Here is a 16,317-nt window from a genome sequence, read left to right as displayed (position 1 = left end):
TAAAATATCAACGCGATGCGCTGATAAAACGGTATAATTCACCTTTTATTGTTCGACTGTAGTCGTTATGTCTTTGCAGATTTGGTTTGCTTTTATGTTGGCGTGCTGGGTGATTAGTATCTCACCAGGCGCAGGCGCAATTGCGTCAATGTCGAGTGGCCTCAACTACGGCTTTCGACATGGCTATTGGAATGTCATTGGCCTGCAAGTGGCGTTACTCATACAAATTCTGATTGTGGCAGCAGGTGTTGGTGTGCTGTTTGCGACAACACCTTTGGCTTTTCAGGTGGTGAAATGGTTTGGCGTCACTTATTTGGTTTATTTGGCGTATAAGCAGTGGACTGCACCGATTCAGGCGATTGAGATTCGACAGGAGCAACCTCAATCCGCTTTAGCCTTAATATTGAAAGGCTTTGTGGTGAATATGAGTAATCCTAAAGCCATTGTATTCTTGCTGGCTGTTTTACCGCAATTTCTAGATTTGAGTCGACCGCAATGGCTGCAATACTTAATTATGGCGGTCACGATGGTGACGATCGATCTGATTGTCATGGCGGGCTATACCGGACTGGCTTCGAAAGTATTGAGACTGCTTCGCTCACCAACACAGCAAAAATATTTAAATCGTGGTTTTGCGGTGATGTTTAGTGGTGCAGCACTTTTATTAAGTGCAATTCAACAGTCAAGCTGACTGCCTGATTTAGGCAGATTGAGCTTGGCTTTTGAGTTTTTGCGTGATGAAAATAGCAGCAAAGCAAAGTGCCATACACAGAACAATACTTAAGCCTGTAGAAATATTCAGTGCAGCACTCGACCATAGACCAACCGTAACACCGAGCTGTGCTAACACAAATGCCCAAACCACCATTTGTTTTGGTGAGTGCGCCAATAAGCGTGCACTCAGGGCTGGAATCACCAGTAAAGCACCCATCAATAATGAACCGACCGCACGTAATGCCAATACGGTAAACAGTGCCAATAACAACATGAAGATCAAACGTTGCCAGTTCGCACTCACGCCTTCACTCATGGCGATATCTGGATCAATCGCAATTTGAATCTGTGCGGACCACGAACGATAAAGTACGATTAATGCACCTGCAATCACCACGGCAAACATGGGTAAATCAGCCCACTCGATACTGAGTAAATCGCCGAATAAATAGCTAAGCAATTCAGGACGCAAACTTGGTACTTGCTGAATCAGTAGTAGACCAGAGCAGAGGAGGGTAGCTGAGCTTAAAGCGAGTAATGCATCATTGGGTAGGCGTGAATCGTGCAAAACCCAAAGAAGAGCAACCAGCAACAGCGCAAGGCAAGCGACACCCAGCCAAAAAGGTAAATTCAGAATCCCTGCAACTGCGACCCCAAGTAAGGTGCCATGCGCCATGGTGTCGGCAAAAAACGACATTCTGCGCCAAAGCATCAAGCAGCCGAGAGGCGCCGTTAGAAAAACCAACAGTGACCCCATGATCCAAGCAGGGAGGAGGAGTTGTAACCATTCCATCATGGCTTAGACCTTTGGCTCAGGGTGAATATGTGGGCGTGGATCGTGCGAACACGGTTCGGCATGATCACTATGCCCACAGTGATTGTGATGATGCTGATAGAACATACGTTGGGTGCCAAAAATCGCTTGGTATTCTGGATGCTGTTGAATACTTTCAGGTAAACCACTACAGCAAATATGTTTGTTAAGGCAGACCACGCGATGGGTACCTTGCATCACCCATTGTAGGTCATGTGACACCATTAACACAGCACAGCCATAGCGTTCAGGTAAACTGCGGACATATTCATAAAGCTCAGCTTCGGACTGAATATCCAAGCCTTGCATTGGTTCATCTAGTACTAAAATATCGGGTTGACGCAATAAAGCACGAGCCAGTAACACCCGTTGCCGTTCACCACCTGACAGTTGCTGTACTTTGGATGACTGTAATTTTTGAATGCCTGTGTCGCGAATAATCTCTTCGCGTAACGCTTGTTCGCAGACTTCTAGATCAAGCAAATCTTGTACGCGTAAAGGGAGGCTCGCAGAAGGGTTAAACTTCTGCGGGACATAGGCCATTTTTAATTTTTTAGAAAAGTGAATTTTGCCTTTATTCGGCGGCATGATACCCAATAGCACTTTGATCAATGTAGATTTGCCTGCGCCATTGGGACCAATCAACGTCACTATTTCTTTTGCTTGCAAGGCAAAATCTACATTTCTTAAAATATCTAGCTCATCACGACGAACTGAGATTTTCTCCAGCTGAATAAGTGGAGTGCTTACTGGCGTGTGCTGCACTGATGACATTTTCCAGAGATTTCAATAATGCTATGTTGCGCTAAAAACTGGTCTGATGACGCAAGTTGATCGAGTTGCTGGATCAAACCTTGTGCTGATGCTTCTTTCACAGAATGACATTCCGTACAGATCAGAAAAGCCGCTTGATGGCCTTCACGTGGATGACAACAAGGAATATAGGCATTAATAGATGTAAGTCTATGAATTAAGCCTTTTTCTAATAGAAAGTCTAAAGTACGGTAAACCGTAGGAGGCGCAGCAGGGCGGTCTGCTTGGCCTTTAATCTTAGCCAATAAGTCATAAGCACCCATCGGTGCAGATGCATTTAAAATGAGTTCAAGTACTTCTTTACGTAAAGGTGTCAGACGAGCGCCAGTCGCAGTACATAAAATTTCTGCTTCGGCAAGGCGTGCTTTAATATCGTGATGACCATGAACACCATGTAAAGCATTGTCATGTTCATGTGAACAAGAACTCATAGATTGACCTCATTGTTTTTGTAGAGCCTATTGAATTTTCACTGACATGAAGTGTCTGAATAGTGTCGCAATAGCCCCGCTATCATAACATGCAATTTATGATAACTATCTATATAAGTTAAATGCACGACGGATAGTGCAGCGAATCTAAAAATAGACATAGGCATTTTTTAACTTTTGTTATATTATAACATGCTTCGCTAAATTGAGTAATGTTGTGATGTCTCGCCTATTTGTCTTGGTCTTGTTTTCGATGTTAAGCACATGGGGCTGGACACAAAGCTTGGTGGTTTCAACACACCCAATTTATCTGATTGCCAAAGAAGTAACAGACGGAGTAGAAGAACCGATTCTGTTATTAAAAGATCAAAGTGGCCATGACGTACAACTCACACCAGCACACCGTAAAGCGATTCAAGATGCCTCTTTGGTGATTTGGCTTGGGAAAGCGCATGAGGCGCCGCTTGAAAAGATGCTAAATCAGAACCGTAAAGCGATTGCGCTATTGGATTCAGGCATTTTAACGACTTTACCGCTGCGTAATTTGCGTGGTGCATCTATGGCGAACACGGTAGATAGTCATGTGTGGTTAGATCCGAATAATGCAGTGCGTATCGCTTTCTTTATTGCAACTTTACGTTCTCAGCAATATCCAGAAAACAAAGCCAAATATATGGCCAATGCCAAAGAGTTCTCTCAGCAGATGCTGCAAGCCTCACAGCAATATGAAAGCTCTAATAAAGCCAAAAACTATTGGTCTTATCATGATGCCTATCAGTATCTAGAACGTGCCTTGAACTTAAAATTTGCGGGTGCACTAACAGATGATCCACATATTGCACCGACGGCAGCTCAGATTAAGTACTTAAGAGACAATCGTCCGCAAAATAAAATGTGTTTATTGGCCGAAACGACAGCAAGTGCCAGTCAGTACCAAAAAATGAACCCAGTAGTTTTCCAATCGGTCGATGAAAGCATGCGCGGTGAAGACAATTTTGTAACAGCATGGCAAAAATTGGCTTTAAAAACCGATAAATGCGTAATAAGTGCACAAAATTGATCAAAAAAATAAAAATCAATTGACTCTAACGTCAAAAAATATGGTAACGAAAAAAGCAGACTTAAGTCGAGAAAAGATTGCATGTTCAGGGGTGTAACTCTATAATGCCTGCGATTCGAAACGATCATGATTAAAACTTGTCAAGCAGTTCTGCTGTAAGTGGGTAAAAAATGAGCCAAACTAGTCGCATGATTGACCGACGATTAGCAAAAGCTTTGGTCTTCTTACAAGCATGTATGATTCCTATTGCAGCTTTACTGGCATGGGCAATGAAAGATACAACTGCTGCTTTGAGTGCTGCGCTTGGGGCTTTGGTATGTTGGTTGGCACATTGTTATTTTGCTTGGCAGTCGTTTAGAACGGCAGGCGCAAGAGCATCAAAACAAGTCATGCTGAATATGTACCGAGGAATGCTCGGTAAGTTTGCGATTGTGATCGTGGGTTTTATATTAATTTTGAGCAATGTTAAACCGCTGTCACCGGTTGCATTGTTTTGTGGATTTATTCTCGTACAAGCGATGTCGTGGGTCGCGCCATTTTGGGTGGCACGTCTACAAAAACGAGAGTAAACACATTTTGAGATTTTTGGAAGTAGAGGCGGGATCTTTGCCATCCGCTTGATTCGTTTCTACTTCTTTTTAATGATTGACATTGACCAGGTGTGATTTATGGCTGCTGAAGAACATGCCCTGACTTCGACCGAGTATATCAAGCATCACTTGACCAATATGACCTATGGCAAAATGCCTGATGGTACATGGAAATTGGCTGAGACTGCTGAAGAAGCTCATTCGATGGGGTTCACTGCAATTCACTTGGATTCAATGGGTTGGTCTATCGGACTTGGTGTGATTTTCTGTTTGTTGTTTTGGACAGTTGCGAGAGCTGCGAATGCAGGTGTTCCAACTAAATTCCAATCAGCGATTGAAATGATTATCGAGTTTGTTGACTCAAGTGTTCGTGATACTTTCCACGGCAAATCACGTTTAATTGCACCATTGGCATTAACCATTTTCGTGTGGATTTTCCTCATGAACGCAATGGACTTAATCCCTGTTGACTGGATCCCGTATACAGCTCAATTGATTGGTGCAAACGTATTTGGTATGGACCCTCACCACGTTTACTTCAAAGTTGTTCCATCTACTGACCCGAACATTACCCTTGGTATGTCGTTGTCTGTATTTGTTTTAATTTTGTTCTATAGTATTCGTGAAAAAGGGATCGGCGGTTTCGTCGGTGAATTGGCACTTAACCCATTCAACCCAAGTAACAAATTTGCAAAAGCGTTATTGATTCCAGTGAACTTAATTTTGGAATTAGTAACTTTCCTTGCTCGTCCAGTTTCGTTAGCTCTACGACTGTTCGGTAACATGTATGCGGGTGAGTTGATCTTCATCTTGATCGCATTATTGCCGTTCTGGATCCAGTGGGCGTTATCTGTGCCTTGGGCTATTTTCCACATTCTTGTAATCACGCTGCAAGCATTTATCTTTATGATGCTGACCATCGTTTACTTGAGCATGGCAAGCGAAAAGCATTAATGGTATTGCCTAACTATCACCTGATCGTTGGGCTTAAATTTTAGTTTAATTTGGTAATAACCTAACCTCTGAGGAATTTTTCATGGAACTCACTTTAGGTCTAGTTGCAATTGCATCTGCTATCTTGATCGCTTTCGGTGCTTTAGGTACTGCGATTGGTTTTGGTCTTTTAGGCGGTCGCTTCTTAGAAGCTGTTGCTCGTCAACCAGAATTGGCTCCACAACTTCAAACTCGTATGTTCTTAATTGCGGGTCTTCTTGATGCTGTGCCTATGATCGGTGTTGGTATTGGCTTGTTCTTCATCTTCGCTAATCCATTTGTAGGTTAATAGCTTAATTCCTAAATCCACATATTGAGGAATAGCGAAATGAATATCAACCTCACATTGATTGGCCAAGCAATTGCATTTGCGATCTTTGTCGCATTCTGCATGAAGTTTGTTTGGCCTCCACTAATCAATGCGATTAGTGAGCGTCAGCGTAAAATCGCTGATGGCTTAAACGCTGCTGAAAAAGCAAAAGCTGACCTTGCTGATGCGCAAGCACAAGTAAAGGCAGAATTAGACGCAGCAAAAGCACAAGCGGCTCAATTGATCGAACAAGCGAACCGTCGTTCAGCACAATTGATCGAAGAAGCGCGTACCCAAGCATCTGCTGAAGGTGAGCGTATTCGTCAACAGGCGAAAGAAACTGTTGATCAAGACATCAATTCTGCTCGCGAAGAATTACGTCAACAAGTTGCTGCTTTGGCAGTTGCTGGTGCAGAAAAAATTCTGAACCAACAAGTTGACGCAGAAGCTCATAATGCCATGCTGAATCAGCTGGCTGCTAAACTTTAAGCGAGGCGAATATGGCTGAACTCTTGACGTTAGCACGCCCGTACGCCAAAGCAGCATTTGCTTATGCATCTGAGCAGAATGCAACTGACGCTTGGTCAAATGCGTTACAACTGCTCAGTGCTGCGGTGCAAGATGAAGCATTTTCCGCTTATTTAAATCGCCCTGAGCTGACTCCTGCGGAACAAGTAGGTCTTTTTGCCAAGGTTTTAGGTGAAGATCAAACTCAATCAGTGTCTAACTTTTTGACATTGCTTGCAGATAATGATCGTTTAGTTTTACTGCCTGAAATCGCAACAGAATATGAACTACTTAAATCGCAGAACAACAACACATTGGAAGTAGAAATTGAATCTGCTTTTCCAATGGATGCGACACAAGAGCATATTTTAGCTCATGCGCTTGAAAAACGTTTTAACAGAACAGTTCATGTCACTGTTAACGTTAATCCAGCGTTGATCGCAGGTGTTGTGATTCGTGCAGGCGACCAAGTGATAGATGACTCTGCGCTTAACAAGCTTGAAAAAATGCGGACTCGTCTTCTTGCGTAATAGCAAAAAGACTGAACTTAAAAAAGATTGAGGAATAGCGCAATGCAACAACTGAATCCATCCGAGATCAGTGCGCTCATTAAACAGCGTATCGGCGATCTGGACACCAGCGCGACCGCGAAGAATGAAGGTACCATCGTCATGGTATCTGACGGTATCGTGCGCATTCACGGTCTTGCAGATGCAATGTACGGTGAAATGATCGAATTCGACGGCGGCTTATTTGGTATGGCACTGAACCTAGAACAGGATTCAGTGGGTGCCGTTGTTTTAGGTAACTACCTAAGCCTGCAAGAAGGTCAAAAAGCTCGTTGCACAGGTCGTGTATTAGAAGTTCCGGTTGGTCCTGAACTTCTTGGCCGTGTCGTAGACGCTTTGGGTAATCCAATTGATGGTAAAGGCCCAATTGATGCAAAATTAACTGATGCTGTTGAAAAAGTAGCACCAGGTGTAATTTGGCGTCAGTCTGTCGACGAACCTGTTCAAACTGGTTATAAATCAGTTGATACCATGATCCCTGTAGGTCGTGGTCAGCGTGAGTTGATTATTGGTGACCGTCAAACTGGTAAAACAGCAATGGCGATCGATGCGATCATCGCTCAGAAAAATTCTGGCATTAAATGTGTATACGTTGCGATTGGTCAAAAACAATCAACAATTGCAAACGTGGTACGTAAGCTAGAAGAAACTGGCGCTATGGCGTATACAACTGTTGTCGCAGCTGCGGCCGCTGATCCTGCAGCAATGCAGTATTTAGCTCCGTACTCAGGCTGTACAATGGGCGAATACTTCCGTGATCGTGGTGAAGATGCGTTAATTATTTATGATGATTTGTCTAAGCAAGCTGTTGCTTACCGTCAAATTTCATTACTTTTACGTCGTCCACCAGGTCGTGAAGCGTATCCAGGTGACGTATTCTATCTTCACTCGCGTCTTCTTGAACGTGCTTCGCGCGTTTCAGCTGATTATGTTGAGAAATTCACGAACGGTGCAGTAACTGGTCAAACTGGTTCTTTAACTGCGTTACCGATCATTGAAACTCAAGCTGGTGACGTATCTGCATTCGTACCAACCAACGTAATTTCGATTACTGACGGTCAGATCTTCTTAGAAACATCATTATTCAACGCAGGTATTCGTCCTGCTGTGAACGCGGGTATCTCGGTATCTCGTGTTGGTGGTTCTGCTCAAACGAAGATCATCAAAAAATTGTCTGGTGGTATCCGTACCGCTCTAGCGCAATACCGTGAATTGGCTGCGTTTGCTCAGTTTGCTTCTGATCTTGATGAAGCAACGCGTAAGCAACTTGAGCATGGTCAACGTGTAACTGAGTTAATGAAGCAAAAACAATATGCTCCATACTCAATTGCTGACCAAGCTGTTTCTGTATATGCATCTAACGAAGGCTACATGGCTGACGTAGAAGTGAAGAAAATCGTAGACTTTGATGCTGCGTTAATCTCTTACTTCCGTTCTGAACATGCTGCGTTAATGCAACAGATCGATGAAACTGGTGATTACAACAAAGACATCGAAGCAGCATTCAAAGCAGGTATTGAGAGCTTCAAAGCGACTCAAACTTACTAATTTTAGCAATAGCTAAAACTTTAGTTAAGTTTGGTTCACGGATCAACCTTCGGAAGCTCGCAAGAGCTTTCGAATACTAGGTTAAGCGTATGGCAAATTTAAAAGAAATTCGCGCCAAAGTAGCTAGTATCAAGAGCACGCAAAAGATTACTCGCGCGATGCAAATGGTAGCTGCTTCGAAAATGCGTCGTGCGCAAGAGCGCATGGCTCAGGGCCGTCCGTATGCCGATAATATGCGCCGTGTAATTGCTCACTTAGTCCAAGCAAACCCTGAATACAAACACCGTTATATGGTTGAACGCCCAGTTAAGCGCGTTGGCTATATTGTGGTGTCTTCAGATCGTGGCTTGGCAGGTGGCTTGAACATTAACTTGTTCAAGAAAGTTGTGCAGCATGTCAAAGCACAGCAAGAGCAGTCAATTGAAGTTGAATTTGCTTTGATTGGTCAAAAAGCGGTTTCGTTTTTTAAGAATTACGGCGGTAAAGTGCTTGGTGCAACGACCCAACTTGGTGATGCGCCGAGTTTGGAACAGTTAACTGGCTCAGTACAAGTTATGCTTGATGCATTTGATAAGGGCGAATTAGATCGTATCTACCTCGTATCAAATGGCTTCGTCAATGCAATGACTCAGCAGCCTAAAGTTGAACAACTTGTTCCTTTAGCACCGGCAGAAGAAAGCGATGACCTCAACCGTACTTATGGTTGGGACTATCTCTACGAACCAGAAGCAGAAGAATTGTTAAATGGTTTGTTGGTTCGCTATATCGAGTCTATGGTTTATCAAGGTGTAATTGAAAACGTTGCATGTGAGCAGTCAGCTCGTATGGTCGCGATGAAAGCAGCGACAGACAACGCAGGACAATTGATTAAAGACCTACAACTCATTTACAACAAGCTGCGTCAAGCCGCGATTACTCAGGAAATTTCTGAGATCGTTGGCGGTGCCGCTGCCGTTTAACATTATTAAGTTTGAATTGAGGAGACAGCAATGAGTAGCGGTCGTATCATTCAGATCATCGGCGCGGTTATCGACGTCGAGTTTGAGCGCAATAGCGTTCCTAAGATCTATGACGCTCTCCAAGTTGACGGTACTGAAACTACATTAGAAGTTCAGCAACAGCTTGGCGATGGTGTTGTTCGTACCATCGCAATGGGTTCTACAGAAGGTCTTAAACGTGGCCTAAATGTAACCAGCACAAATGCACCGATTTCTGTTCCAGTAGGTCCAGCGACACTTGGTCGTATTATGGACGTATTGGGTCGCCCAATTGATGAAGCAGGTCCTGTAGCGACTGAAGAGCGTTTGCCGATTCACCGTCAAGCACCTTCTTATGCTGAACAAGCAGCTTCTACTGATCTTTTAGAAACTGGTATCAAAGTCATCGACTTACTTTGCCCGTTTGCGAAAGGTGGTAAAGTTGGTTTATTCGGTGGTGCGGGTGTTGGTAAAACCGTTAACATGATGGAGTTGATCAACAACATCGCGAAAGCTCACTCAGGTCTATCTGTGTTTGCTGGTGTTGGTGAGCGTACTCGTGAAGGTAACGACTTCTATCACGAAATGAAAGATTCTAACGTTCTTGACAAAGTAGCAATGGTCTACGGTCAGATGAATGAGCCACCAGGTAACCGTTTACGCGTAGCGTTAACTGGTTTGACCATGGCTGAATATTTCCGTGATCAAAAAGACGAAAATGGTAAAGGTCGTGACGTATTATTATTCGTCGACAACATCTACCGTTATACACTTGCGGGTACTGAAGTATCAGCATTGTTAGGTCGTATGCCATCTGCAGTAGGTTACCAACCGACACTTGCAGAAGAAATGGGTGTTCTTCAAGAGCGTATTACGTCTACTAAGTCTGGTTCGATCACTTCGATCCAAGCAGTATACGTACCTGCCGATGACTTAACAGATCCATCGCCTGCGACAACATTTGCTCACTTAGATGCAACAGTTGTATTGAGCCGTGACATCGCATCTTCTGGTATTTATCCAGCGATCGATCCACTTGACTCAACTTCACGTCAGTTAGATCCATTGGTTGTTGGTGCTGAGCATTATGAAATTGCACGTTCTGTACAGAACGTATTGCAACGTTATAAAGAGCTTAAAGACATCATCGCAATCTTGGGTATGGACGAGTTAGCAGAAGAAGACAAATTGGTTGTTTACCGTGCGCGTAAAATCCAACGTTTCTTCTCTCAACCATTCCACGTAGCTGAAGTGTTTACTGGTGCGCCTGGTAAATTAGTACCGCTTAAAGAAACGATTCGTGGCTTTAAAGGTCTATTAGCTGGTGAATACGATCACATCCCAGAACAAGCGTTCTATATGGTTGGTGGTATTGACGAAGTGATTGCTAAAGCTGAGAAACTCTAATTTAAGGAGATCATCTCATGGCGACTATGCAATGTGATGTCGTAAGTGTTAAAGAGTCAATTTACTCTGGACAAGTTACGATGTTAATCGCAAAAGGTGCGGGCGGTGAACTTGGTATTTTACCAGGGCATGCACCACTCGTAACTTTACTCCAACCGGGCCCGATTCGTGTTCAGTTGGAAAATGGTACAGAAGAAATCGTTTATGTATCTGGCGGTGTGTTAGAAGTTCAACCTCATGTTGTTACCGTACTTGCAGATACTGCAGTTCGTGCTGACAATTTAGATGAAGCTGCAATTTTAGATGCTCGTAAACAAGCTGAAGCATTGCTAGCAAATCAAAAGAGTGACTTAGACTCTGCTGCTGCACTCGCATCTCTATCTGAGATTGCAGGTCAGCTCGAAACGATTCGTAAGATAAAAAACCGCGCATTGTAATTTGCAGGTTTGACATAAAAAAGCCACCGTAAGGTGGCTTTTTTATGTCTCATGTATTTTGAAACCTGAATTTGAAGTTAAACAATCGATGCTTTTAAGTATTTGACTCGTCTTTATTTCCTAAGACCAATGTTGCCAGTTTTACCATATCCATTTGAATCGTATTCAACTGCTTTTCTATCTTGGCGAAATCAATTTTTGAAAGATCGGTTTGACCATGCAATAGCGGCATATTCAGTAATTGTTGATTTGCACTCAATAAGCTTTGGCGAATTTGATCCACTTCCGTACTTTTTAAATTGAGTGCCAGCAAGGCATCATGTAAACCATTCAATTCTTGGCTTAAAGTACCTGTTGTCTGTTGCAGGCTCTGCACATTTTTATCTTGAATCGCTTGTTCAAGATTGCTTTGTGATTGCTTAAGCAGCGTGACGTAGTCATCAGTCTCGATTTGCAACTTGGCAATATCACGGGCGATGTTCAACATATTGCCACGACTTAAGGGTTGGGGGTCTTGAGTGACTGTTGTTGCACTTTCTTCATTTTCAGAAGCTGTGTCTGCCTGTTCAAACTTAGTTGTTTGTTCAGCTTGCTCATTATCTTGGGGAGCTTGGTCACAGCCAGTGAGCGTTAATGCCACCGCAAGTGTAGATACAGAGAGAATGGCTTTGAGAGATAGATTTTCCATCATGGCTGAACGACACCAGATTATAAGAAGATGGTCACTATAATGAGAAAGTGTGGAGAAAGAAGTGATTTTTGCAATTCAGCAACAGTTTGATGAAAACAGAGAGATGAAGGACTTTCTAGGTTTTGAATAGAAAAGAGCAGATTAAATGCTCTTTTCTATTTATTTCTAAAAATTATTTCGCTAATTCTGCTTCAATTGCGCTGACAATACGCTCGTCATCCGCAGTAATATCTGGTGCAAAACGAGCAACAATTTCACCATTCTTATTCACTAAGAATTTTTCAAAATTCCATAACACTTCTGGTGGGTTATTTGGCGTTAAACCATAATCGACTAAGTCTTTCCACCATGGACCTTCGCCTTGACGCTCTGGAATCGCTTGGGTCAGGGTTTGATATAAAGCATGTTTATCCTCACCCGCAACAGAGATTTTTGCGAAAAGCGGGAAGTGTACGTCATAGTTCAGTGAGCAGAACTGCTGGATTTCATCATTTGATCCCGGTTCTTGTTCTAAGAAGTTATTTGCAGGAAAACCAAGAATTTCTAAACCTTGATCTTTTTTGGCTTGATACAGTTTTTCCAAACCTTCATATTGCGGTGTTAAACCACATTTTGATGCTACGTTAACGATCAACAGCACTTTGCCTTGATATTGATCTAGATCGACTTCTTGACCTTTGATGTCCTTAACTGGAATGTGATAAACCGATTGGCTCATGGAATACGTCCTAATTTGTTGTTGTGACAATACCCGTTTGTTTTAACTGCTATTGCTACAGAGTGCAATGCTCTTGATATGAATCCATACAAATAATCAGAAAAACCAAGCCTTTATTTTAGAGGGAGGCATTTTTAAGTTGAATGGGGGTCTGTCCCGTATAGCGCTTAAAGAACTCAATAAAACTGGAACTGTGGTGATAGCCTAAAGCAAAGGCCAACTGTTTAATGGTCATTCCTTGGCGAATTTGGTTAATGGCAAAAATAATCTTGGCGCGATTGCGCCATTCTGATAGCGACAGCTGTAACTCTTGCTGGCTCAGACGAAGCACATGCCGCTCGCTCACTGTAAAGTTCTGTAATACCTGCTGTAAACTGCTATTAAATAACTCAGGATCAGACAGCTTCTCTAAGATTGGCGATAAAATGGGATGGCTACTTTGCGGTAAGTAATGTGAATAAGCAGGTGCTTGTTTGAGCTGATCGAACAGCACTTGTAGCAGGTGTTCGAGATATTCAGGGGGAGCAGCTTGTTTTTGTTGCTCTAAGATTTGCAGTACCAATGCCCGAAAGAAAGGCTCAATACTAAAACAACGACAAGTATTTCCTAAGAAATCGCCAAACTTCGGATGCAGGCGGATACAAATATAATGAATTTCATGTTCAACAGGGAGTGATTGATGTTCGGTGCGTGAGGGTAACCACAATCCATAACTCGGTGGTGATAGGTAGTATTGACCTTCAATATCAAATTCTAAAGTCCCATTCAAACTGAAATTGAAATCACCCCAAAGTGAAGAATGAGGTGTGACAATATCGTCTTTTTGATATAGAAATTCATGCACTTCTATACCATGTAAAAAGGGAAATTGTTCAGCAACATCATGCTTCATTTAAGGGGCTCATTTTAGTTTTCGTAAGTTACTTTAGGATTGTTTAGACCTTTGGCTAAAGTAAAAATACTAATCAAAGCTAAGGCAACAAAACTAATTACACCATAAATTAAGATATTTTCATTGAAATGATCAACCACATAACCACCGAGCAGTGAACCTATGGCAATCATGACTTGGAACATGCCCACGAACAGAGGCATCCCTTTTTCCACTGCATGAGGGGCATGCACAAACATCCAGATATTGGCTGAGGTCGGGAAAGCACCGAAAGCAAAACCCCATAAGGCGGTCAGTACAATCGCACCAAACTCATGAACTGCAAAGATTGGAAAGCCAAAGAAGACGATTGCAAAACAGATCCCGACAAAGGCAAGGGTATAGCGCACATTTAAATTGCCACTATAGCCTGCAAAGGCATTACCAAAAATACCTGCAATACCATAAAGCAGAAGCAATGAGCTAATGGTGGTGCCGTTAAAACCTGCAATATTTTTAAAGAAGGGTGCCAAGTAGCTATAGGCACAGAAGTGAGCAAGACCAATCAGTAACACGATTAACATGCCGCTACGTGCTTTGGGGGTACGCAATAATGCAGGTAGGTCGCGTAAATGAATAGCAGACTCAGGTTTCAGTTTTGGTAAGAAAATCACTTGTAGAACCAAAACCAGTAGTCCAATCACCGCAGTAATGCCAAAAGCACTTCGCCAACCATAGAACTCACTCAGCCATGTTCCGATTGGAACGCCTAGGACAGTGGCAAAAGTAACACCAGCCATCACAATTGCAGTGGCTTTGGCGATAGGTAAATGGGGTGGTGCAAGCTTACCACTGAGCGCGATTGCGGTTGCCCAGAAACCACCAATTGAAATTCCGAGTACTAGACGGCTGAGTAATAACACATTGAAGTTATCGGCAAATGCCGTAATGGTGTTGGCTATGACCATAATTGCAGTCAATAAGATCAATACATAGCGACGATCAAGTTGTTTGACCCAAATAGGTAATAGTGGTGCAGCAATTGCAGCCATCACCCCAGGTAAGGTAATGATTAAACCTGCAGTCCCGACGGAAATATTTAAATCTGCCGCGACACTATTCAGTACGCCTACTGGCAAGAATTCGCTGGTCACCAATGCAAAAGCACCAATGGCAACAGCTAAAATTGCATACCAACTGCCTTGCGTGGTTTCGATGGGTCGTGCAGTTGAGGAAGTGGATTGTTCCATGTGAATGTCCTTATTTGTCATTAAGATGACAAAAGGGTTAAGAATAAATTAAGTTTTTATAACGATCGCTATAAAATAAAATAGTAGATAAATTCAAGGGCGTCAATTAATTTAATAGTGATCGTTATAAAAATATTTGTAAGGCTTATGATAAATATGCATAGCTTGGGAAAGTTATGCGCAAATGGAAATGAATCAATAGAGTCGCCTTAACAGGTTGTGTAGAGGCGACTAGTCATGATGCGGATAGAAGAAATATCTAAGCAGGGGGGATTCAGTATGATCTCTGCTTTTATCCGTTCTTTTGATAATGGATTTTAGGGTTATTCAGGCCCCGTGCCAGTGTAAAAATTAATACCAAAGAGCAGAGGACCAATGGCAGCATGGCGAAAAATAAGACCGTACCATTAAAATAATCAACGATAATGCCGCCAAACATACTGCCCAGCGCAATCAAGATTAAAAAGGTCAATGTCACCATTGGCATGCCTTTTTCAACGGCTTCAGGCGCATGGGTAAACATCCAGATGTTGACTGCGGTTGGGATAATGCCATAAGCGAAGCCCCATAAAGCAGTCAAGATGATTGCAGAGACGACATGTGCTCCAGACAGCGGTAAGCACAGAAAGGCAAAGAAGAAGGTGATACCACTGACTGCAAAGGTATAACGGATATTCTTCTGACCTAGATAGCCTGCAAAAATATTGCCAAAAATCCCTGCAATTCCATAGACCAGCAGTAAACGACTAATTAGACCATCAGAGAAGTCCAACTGATGCTTAAAAAAGGCAGAAAAATAACTATAAGCCGCAAAATGTGCAAAGCCCATAAAAATAAAGATGATCAGACCTTTACGCGCTGCAGGATGTTGCAACAGGATCGGAAGTTCTTTCCAACGCAATGAAGAGGCGGGTTTGAGTTGAGGCAGATACAGATACTGGAAGATAAACAGTAACACGCCCATCAATGAAATTGCGGTGAAAGAGGTCTGCCAACCATTATACTGAGCCAACCATGTGCCCATCGGGACACCCAATACACTGGCCAAGGTCACTCCGAAGGCCACCCAAGCCGTTGCCTTGGCAATCGGTAAATGAGGCGGTGCAAGGCGACCGCTTAAAGCAACCGCAGTGGCCCAGAATCCGCCAACAGCAAGGCCCAGAATGATACGTCCGATTAATAGCAGGATAAAGTTAGGCGCAAATGCTGTGAGAAGATTGGCAACAATCATTAACAAGGTGAGCATCAGTAACAGAGTTCGTCGATCCAGTGTCTTCGCCGAAATTGGAATTAGCACTGCAGCAAACATACCGACGATTGCGGTCAATGAAACGGTTAGACCTGCTGTTCCAACCGAGACTTGAAAGTCTCGTGCGATATCATTGAGTACACCAATCGCAAGAAACTCACCTGTGACCAAGGCAAAAGCACTAAATGTAACAGAGAGCAATGCGAGCCAGTTCCCTTGTGAGGGAGTTGACTCCAGTGAGCTGAGGTCAGTTGCAGATGGATTTTCCATAAAAATTCCCTTTATTGTTAGTGAGATAACAATAAAATTGAAAAGTAGTAATTTTTTATAACGATCGATATAAAATAAAATAGTTGATTAATGTTGCT

19 protein-coding genes are annotated in these 16,317 nt (G+C 42.9%); 11 read left to right on the top strand and 8 right to left on the bottom strand.

Going from position 1 to position 16,317, the window contains the following annotated elements:
- The first annotated feature begins 67 nt into the window (after positions 1-67).
- Complete coding sequence (locus F902_RS02315; RefSeq protein WP_005200715.1) at positions 68-691, top strand: LysE family transporter; 624 nt, start codon at positions 68-70, stop codon at positions 689-691.
- 9 nt (positions 692-700) lie between these two features.
- Here F902_RS02315 and znuB read toward each other — a convergent pair whose 3' ends face one another.
- From znuB to F902_RS02300, 3 genes are read right to left on the bottom strand one after another with little or no spacing between them, the layout of a single operon-like run.
- Positions 701-1,510: a zinc ABC transporter permease subunit ZnuB gene (znuB, locus tag F902_RS02310; RefSeq protein ID WP_004801966.1), complete on the bottom strand. Its 810-nt coding sequence runs from the start codon at positions 1,508-1,510 to the stop codon at positions 701-703.
- A 3-nt stretch (positions 1,511-1,513) separates the two neighbouring features.
- The gene (gene znuC, locus F902_RS02305) at positions 1,514-2,302 is read right to left on the bottom strand and encodes a zinc ABC transporter ATP-binding protein ZnuC (RefSeq protein ID WP_005200711.1); all 789 of its coding nucleotides are present in this window, start codon (positions 2,300-2,302) and stop codon (positions 1,514-1,516) included.
- Positions 2,275-2,772, bottom strand: coding sequence for a transcriptional repressor (locus tag F902_RS02300; RefSeq protein WP_004801969.1), 498 nt, complete (start codon positions 2,770-2,772; stop codon positions 2,275-2,277). The genes znuC and F902_RS02300 overlap by 28 nt, the downstream gene beginning before the upstream one ends.
- Positions 2,773-2,992: 220 nt before the next feature.
- On the opposite strand from F902_RS02300, the gene F902_RS02295 reads away from it, so the two are divergent.
- From F902_RS02295 to F902_RS02250, 10 genes are all read left to right on the top strand, one after another.
- A complete protein-coding gene (locus tag F902_RS02295) occupies positions 2,993-3,832 on the top strand; it encodes a metal ABC transporter substrate-binding protein (protein WP_005200703.1) in 840 nt (279 codons plus the stop codon).
- A 170-nt stretch (positions 3,833-4,002) separates the two neighbouring features.
- Positions 4,003-4,401 carry an ATP synthase subunit I gene (locus tag F902_RS02290; protein WP_005200701.1) on the top strand — a complete coding sequence of 133 codons (399 nt, stop codon included), beginning with the start codon at positions 4,003-4,005 and terminating at the stop codon, positions 4,399-4,401.
- A gap of 99 nt (positions 4,402-4,500) precedes the next feature.
- The gene (atpB, locus tag F902_RS02285; RefSeq protein ID WP_004801976.1) at positions 4,501-5,376 is read left to right on the top strand and encodes a F0F1 ATP synthase subunit A; all 876 of its coding nucleotides are present in this window, start codon (positions 4,501-4,503) and stop codon (positions 5,374-5,376) included.
- An 82-nt stretch (positions 5,377-5,458) separates the two neighbouring features.
- Positions 5,459-5,704, top strand: coding sequence for a F0F1 ATP synthase subunit C (gene atpE / locus F902_RS02280; RefSeq protein WP_000424060.1), 246 nt, complete (start codon positions 5,459-5,461; stop codon positions 5,702-5,704).
- Positions 5,705-5,743: 39 nt separating this feature from the next.
- The gene (locus F902_RS02275; protein ID WP_004801977.1) at positions 5,744-6,214 is read left to right on the top strand and encodes a F0F1 ATP synthase subunit B; all 471 of its coding nucleotides are present in this window, start codon (positions 5,744-5,746) and stop codon (positions 6,212-6,214) included.
- An 11-nt stretch (positions 6,215-6,225) separates the two neighbouring features.
- Positions 6,226-6,762 carry a F0F1 ATP synthase subunit delta gene (locus tag F902_RS02270; RefSeq protein WP_005200699.1) on the top strand — a complete coding sequence of 179 codons (537 nt, stop codon included), beginning with the start codon at positions 6,226-6,228 and terminating at the stop codon, positions 6,760-6,762.
- A gap of 42 nt (positions 6,763-6,804) precedes the next feature.
- The gene (atpA, locus tag F902_RS02265; protein ID WP_004656522.1) at positions 6,805-8,349 is read left to right on the top strand and encodes a F0F1 ATP synthase subunit alpha; all 1,545 of its coding nucleotides are present in this window, start codon (positions 6,805-6,807) and stop codon (positions 8,347-8,349) included.
- An 89-nt stretch (positions 8,350-8,438) separates the two neighbouring features.
- Entirely contained in the window at positions 8,439-9,308 is an 870-nt protein-coding gene (gene atpG / locus F902_RS02260; RefSeq protein WP_005200697.1) for a F0F1 ATP synthase subunit gamma, read from the top strand.
- Positions 9,309-9,338: 30 nt separating this feature from the next.
- On the top strand, positions 9,339-10,733 hold the full coding sequence (gene atpD / locus F902_RS02255; protein ID WP_004656517.1) for a F0F1 ATP synthase subunit beta: 1,395 nt from the start codon (positions 9,339-9,341) through the stop codon (positions 10,731-10,733).
- Positions 10,734-10,750: 17 nt separating this feature from the next.
- Positions 10,751-11,170, top strand: a complete 420-nt coding sequence (locus tag F902_RS02250; RefSeq protein WP_005200695.1) for a F0F1 ATP synthase subunit epsilon — start codon at positions 10,751-10,753, stop codon at positions 11,168-11,170.
- Positions 11,171-11,264: 94 nt separating this feature from the next.
- Here the strand turns inward: F902_RS02250 and F902_RS02245 are convergent, their stop codons facing one another.
- The 5 genes from F902_RS02245 to F902_RS02225 form a co-directional block, all read right to left on the bottom strand.
- Positions 11,265-11,861 (bottom strand): hypothetical protein, encoded by a 597-nt coding sequence (locus tag F902_RS02245; protein ID WP_005200694.1) that lies wholly within the window; start codon positions 11,859-11,861, stop codon positions 11,265-11,267.
- 172 nt (positions 11,862-12,033) lie between these two features.
- Complete coding sequence (locus tag F902_RS02240; protein WP_004801991.1) at positions 12,034-12,579, bottom strand: glutathione peroxidase; 546 nt, start codon at positions 12,577-12,579, stop codon at positions 12,034-12,036.
- 118 nt (positions 12,580-12,697) lie between these two features.
- Entirely contained in the window at positions 12,698-13,471 is a 774-nt protein-coding gene (locus tag F902_RS02235) for an AraC family transcriptional regulator (protein ID WP_005200693.1), read from the bottom strand.
- Positions 13,472-13,485: 14 nt separating this feature from the next.
- On the bottom strand, positions 13,486-14,700 hold the full coding sequence (locus F902_RS02230) for an MFS transporter (protein ID WP_005200692.1): 1,215 nt from the start codon (positions 14,698-14,700) through the stop codon (positions 13,486-13,488).
- Between the two features lie 292 nt (positions 14,701-14,992).
- Complete coding sequence (locus tag F902_RS02225) at positions 14,993-16,219, bottom strand: MFS transporter (protein ID WP_005200691.1); 1,227 nt, start codon at positions 16,217-16,219, stop codon at positions 14,993-14,995.
- Positions 16,220-16,317 lie beyond the last annotated feature (98 nt).

The sequence above is a fragment of the Acinetobacter higginsii genome (assembly GCF_000369525.1).
In the GTDB taxonomy this organism is placed as follows: domain Bacteria; phylum Pseudomonadota; class Gammaproteobacteria; order Pseudomonadales; family Moraxellaceae; genus Acinetobacter; species Acinetobacter higginsii.
This window is presented reverse-complemented; position numbering and strand designations above follow the sequence as displayed.

What these genes read in the sequence shown, in the direction of transcription:
- F902_RS02315 (WP_005200715.1), top strand. Translation starts at nt 68, where the DNA reads ATGTCTTTGCAGATTTGGTTTGCTTTTATGTTGGCGTGCTGGGTGATT.
- znuB (WP_004801966.1), bottom strand. Translation starts at nt 1,510, where the DNA reads ATGATGGAATGGTTACAACTCCTCCTCCCTGCTTGGATCATGGGGTCA.
- znuC (WP_005200711.1), bottom strand. Translation starts at nt 2,302, where the DNA reads ATGTCATCAGTGCAGCACACGCCAGTAAGCACTCCACTTATTCAGCTG.
- F902_RS02300 (WP_004801969.1), bottom strand. Translation starts at nt 2,772, where the DNA reads ATGAGTTCTTGTTCACATGAACATGACAATGCTTTACATGGTGTTCAT.
- F902_RS02295 (WP_005200703.1), top strand. Translation starts at nt 2,993, where the DNA reads ATGTCTCGCCTATTTGTCTTGGTCTTGTTTTCGATGTTAAGCACATGG.
- F902_RS02290 (WP_005200701.1), top strand. Translation starts at nt 4,003, where the DNA reads ATGAGCCAAACTAGTCGCATGATTGACCGACGATTAGCAAAAGCTTTG.
- atpB (WP_004801976.1), top strand. Translation starts at nt 4,501, where the DNA reads ATGGCTGCTGAAGAACATGCCCTGACTTCGACCGAGTATATCAAGCAT.
- atpE (WP_000424060.1), top strand. Translation starts at nt 5,459, where the DNA reads ATGGAACTCACTTTAGGTCTAGTTGCAATTGCATCTGCTATCTTGATC.
- F902_RS02275 (WP_004801977.1), top strand. Translation starts at nt 5,744, where the DNA reads ATGAATATCAACCTCACATTGATTGGCCAAGCAATTGCATTTGCGATC.
- F902_RS02270 (WP_005200699.1), top strand. Translation starts at nt 6,226, where the DNA reads ATGGCTGAACTCTTGACGTTAGCACGCCCGTACGCCAAAGCAGCATTT.
- atpA (WP_004656522.1), top strand. Translation starts at nt 6,805, where the DNA reads ATGCAACAACTGAATCCATCCGAGATCAGTGCGCTCATTAAACAGCGT.
- atpG (WP_005200697.1), top strand. Translation starts at nt 8,439, where the DNA reads ATGGCAAATTTAAAAGAAATTCGCGCCAAAGTAGCTAGTATCAAGAGC.
- atpD (WP_004656517.1), top strand. Translation starts at nt 9,339, where the DNA reads ATGAGTAGCGGTCGTATCATTCAGATCATCGGCGCGGTTATCGACGTC.
- F902_RS02250 (WP_005200695.1), top strand. Translation starts at nt 10,751, where the DNA reads ATGGCGACTATGCAATGTGATGTCGTAAGTGTTAAAGAGTCAATTTAC.
- F902_RS02245 (WP_005200694.1), bottom strand. Translation starts at nt 11,861, where the DNA reads ATGATGGAAAATCTATCTCTCAAAGCCATTCTCTCTGTATCTACACTT.
- F902_RS02240 (WP_004801991.1), bottom strand. Translation starts at nt 12,579, where the DNA reads ATGAGCCAATCGGTTTATCACATTCCAGTTAAGGACATCAAAGGTCAA.
- F902_RS02235 (WP_005200693.1), bottom strand. Translation starts at nt 13,471, where the DNA reads ATGAAGCATGATGTTGCTGAACAATTTCCCTTTTTACATGGTATAGAA.
- F902_RS02230 (WP_005200692.1), bottom strand. Translation starts at nt 14,700, where the DNA reads ATGGAACAATCCACTTCCTCAACTGCACGACCCATCGAAACCACGCAA.
- F902_RS02225 (WP_005200691.1), bottom strand. Translation starts at nt 16,219, where the DNA reads ATGGAAAATCCATCTGCAACTGACCTCAGCTCACTGGAGTCAACTCCC.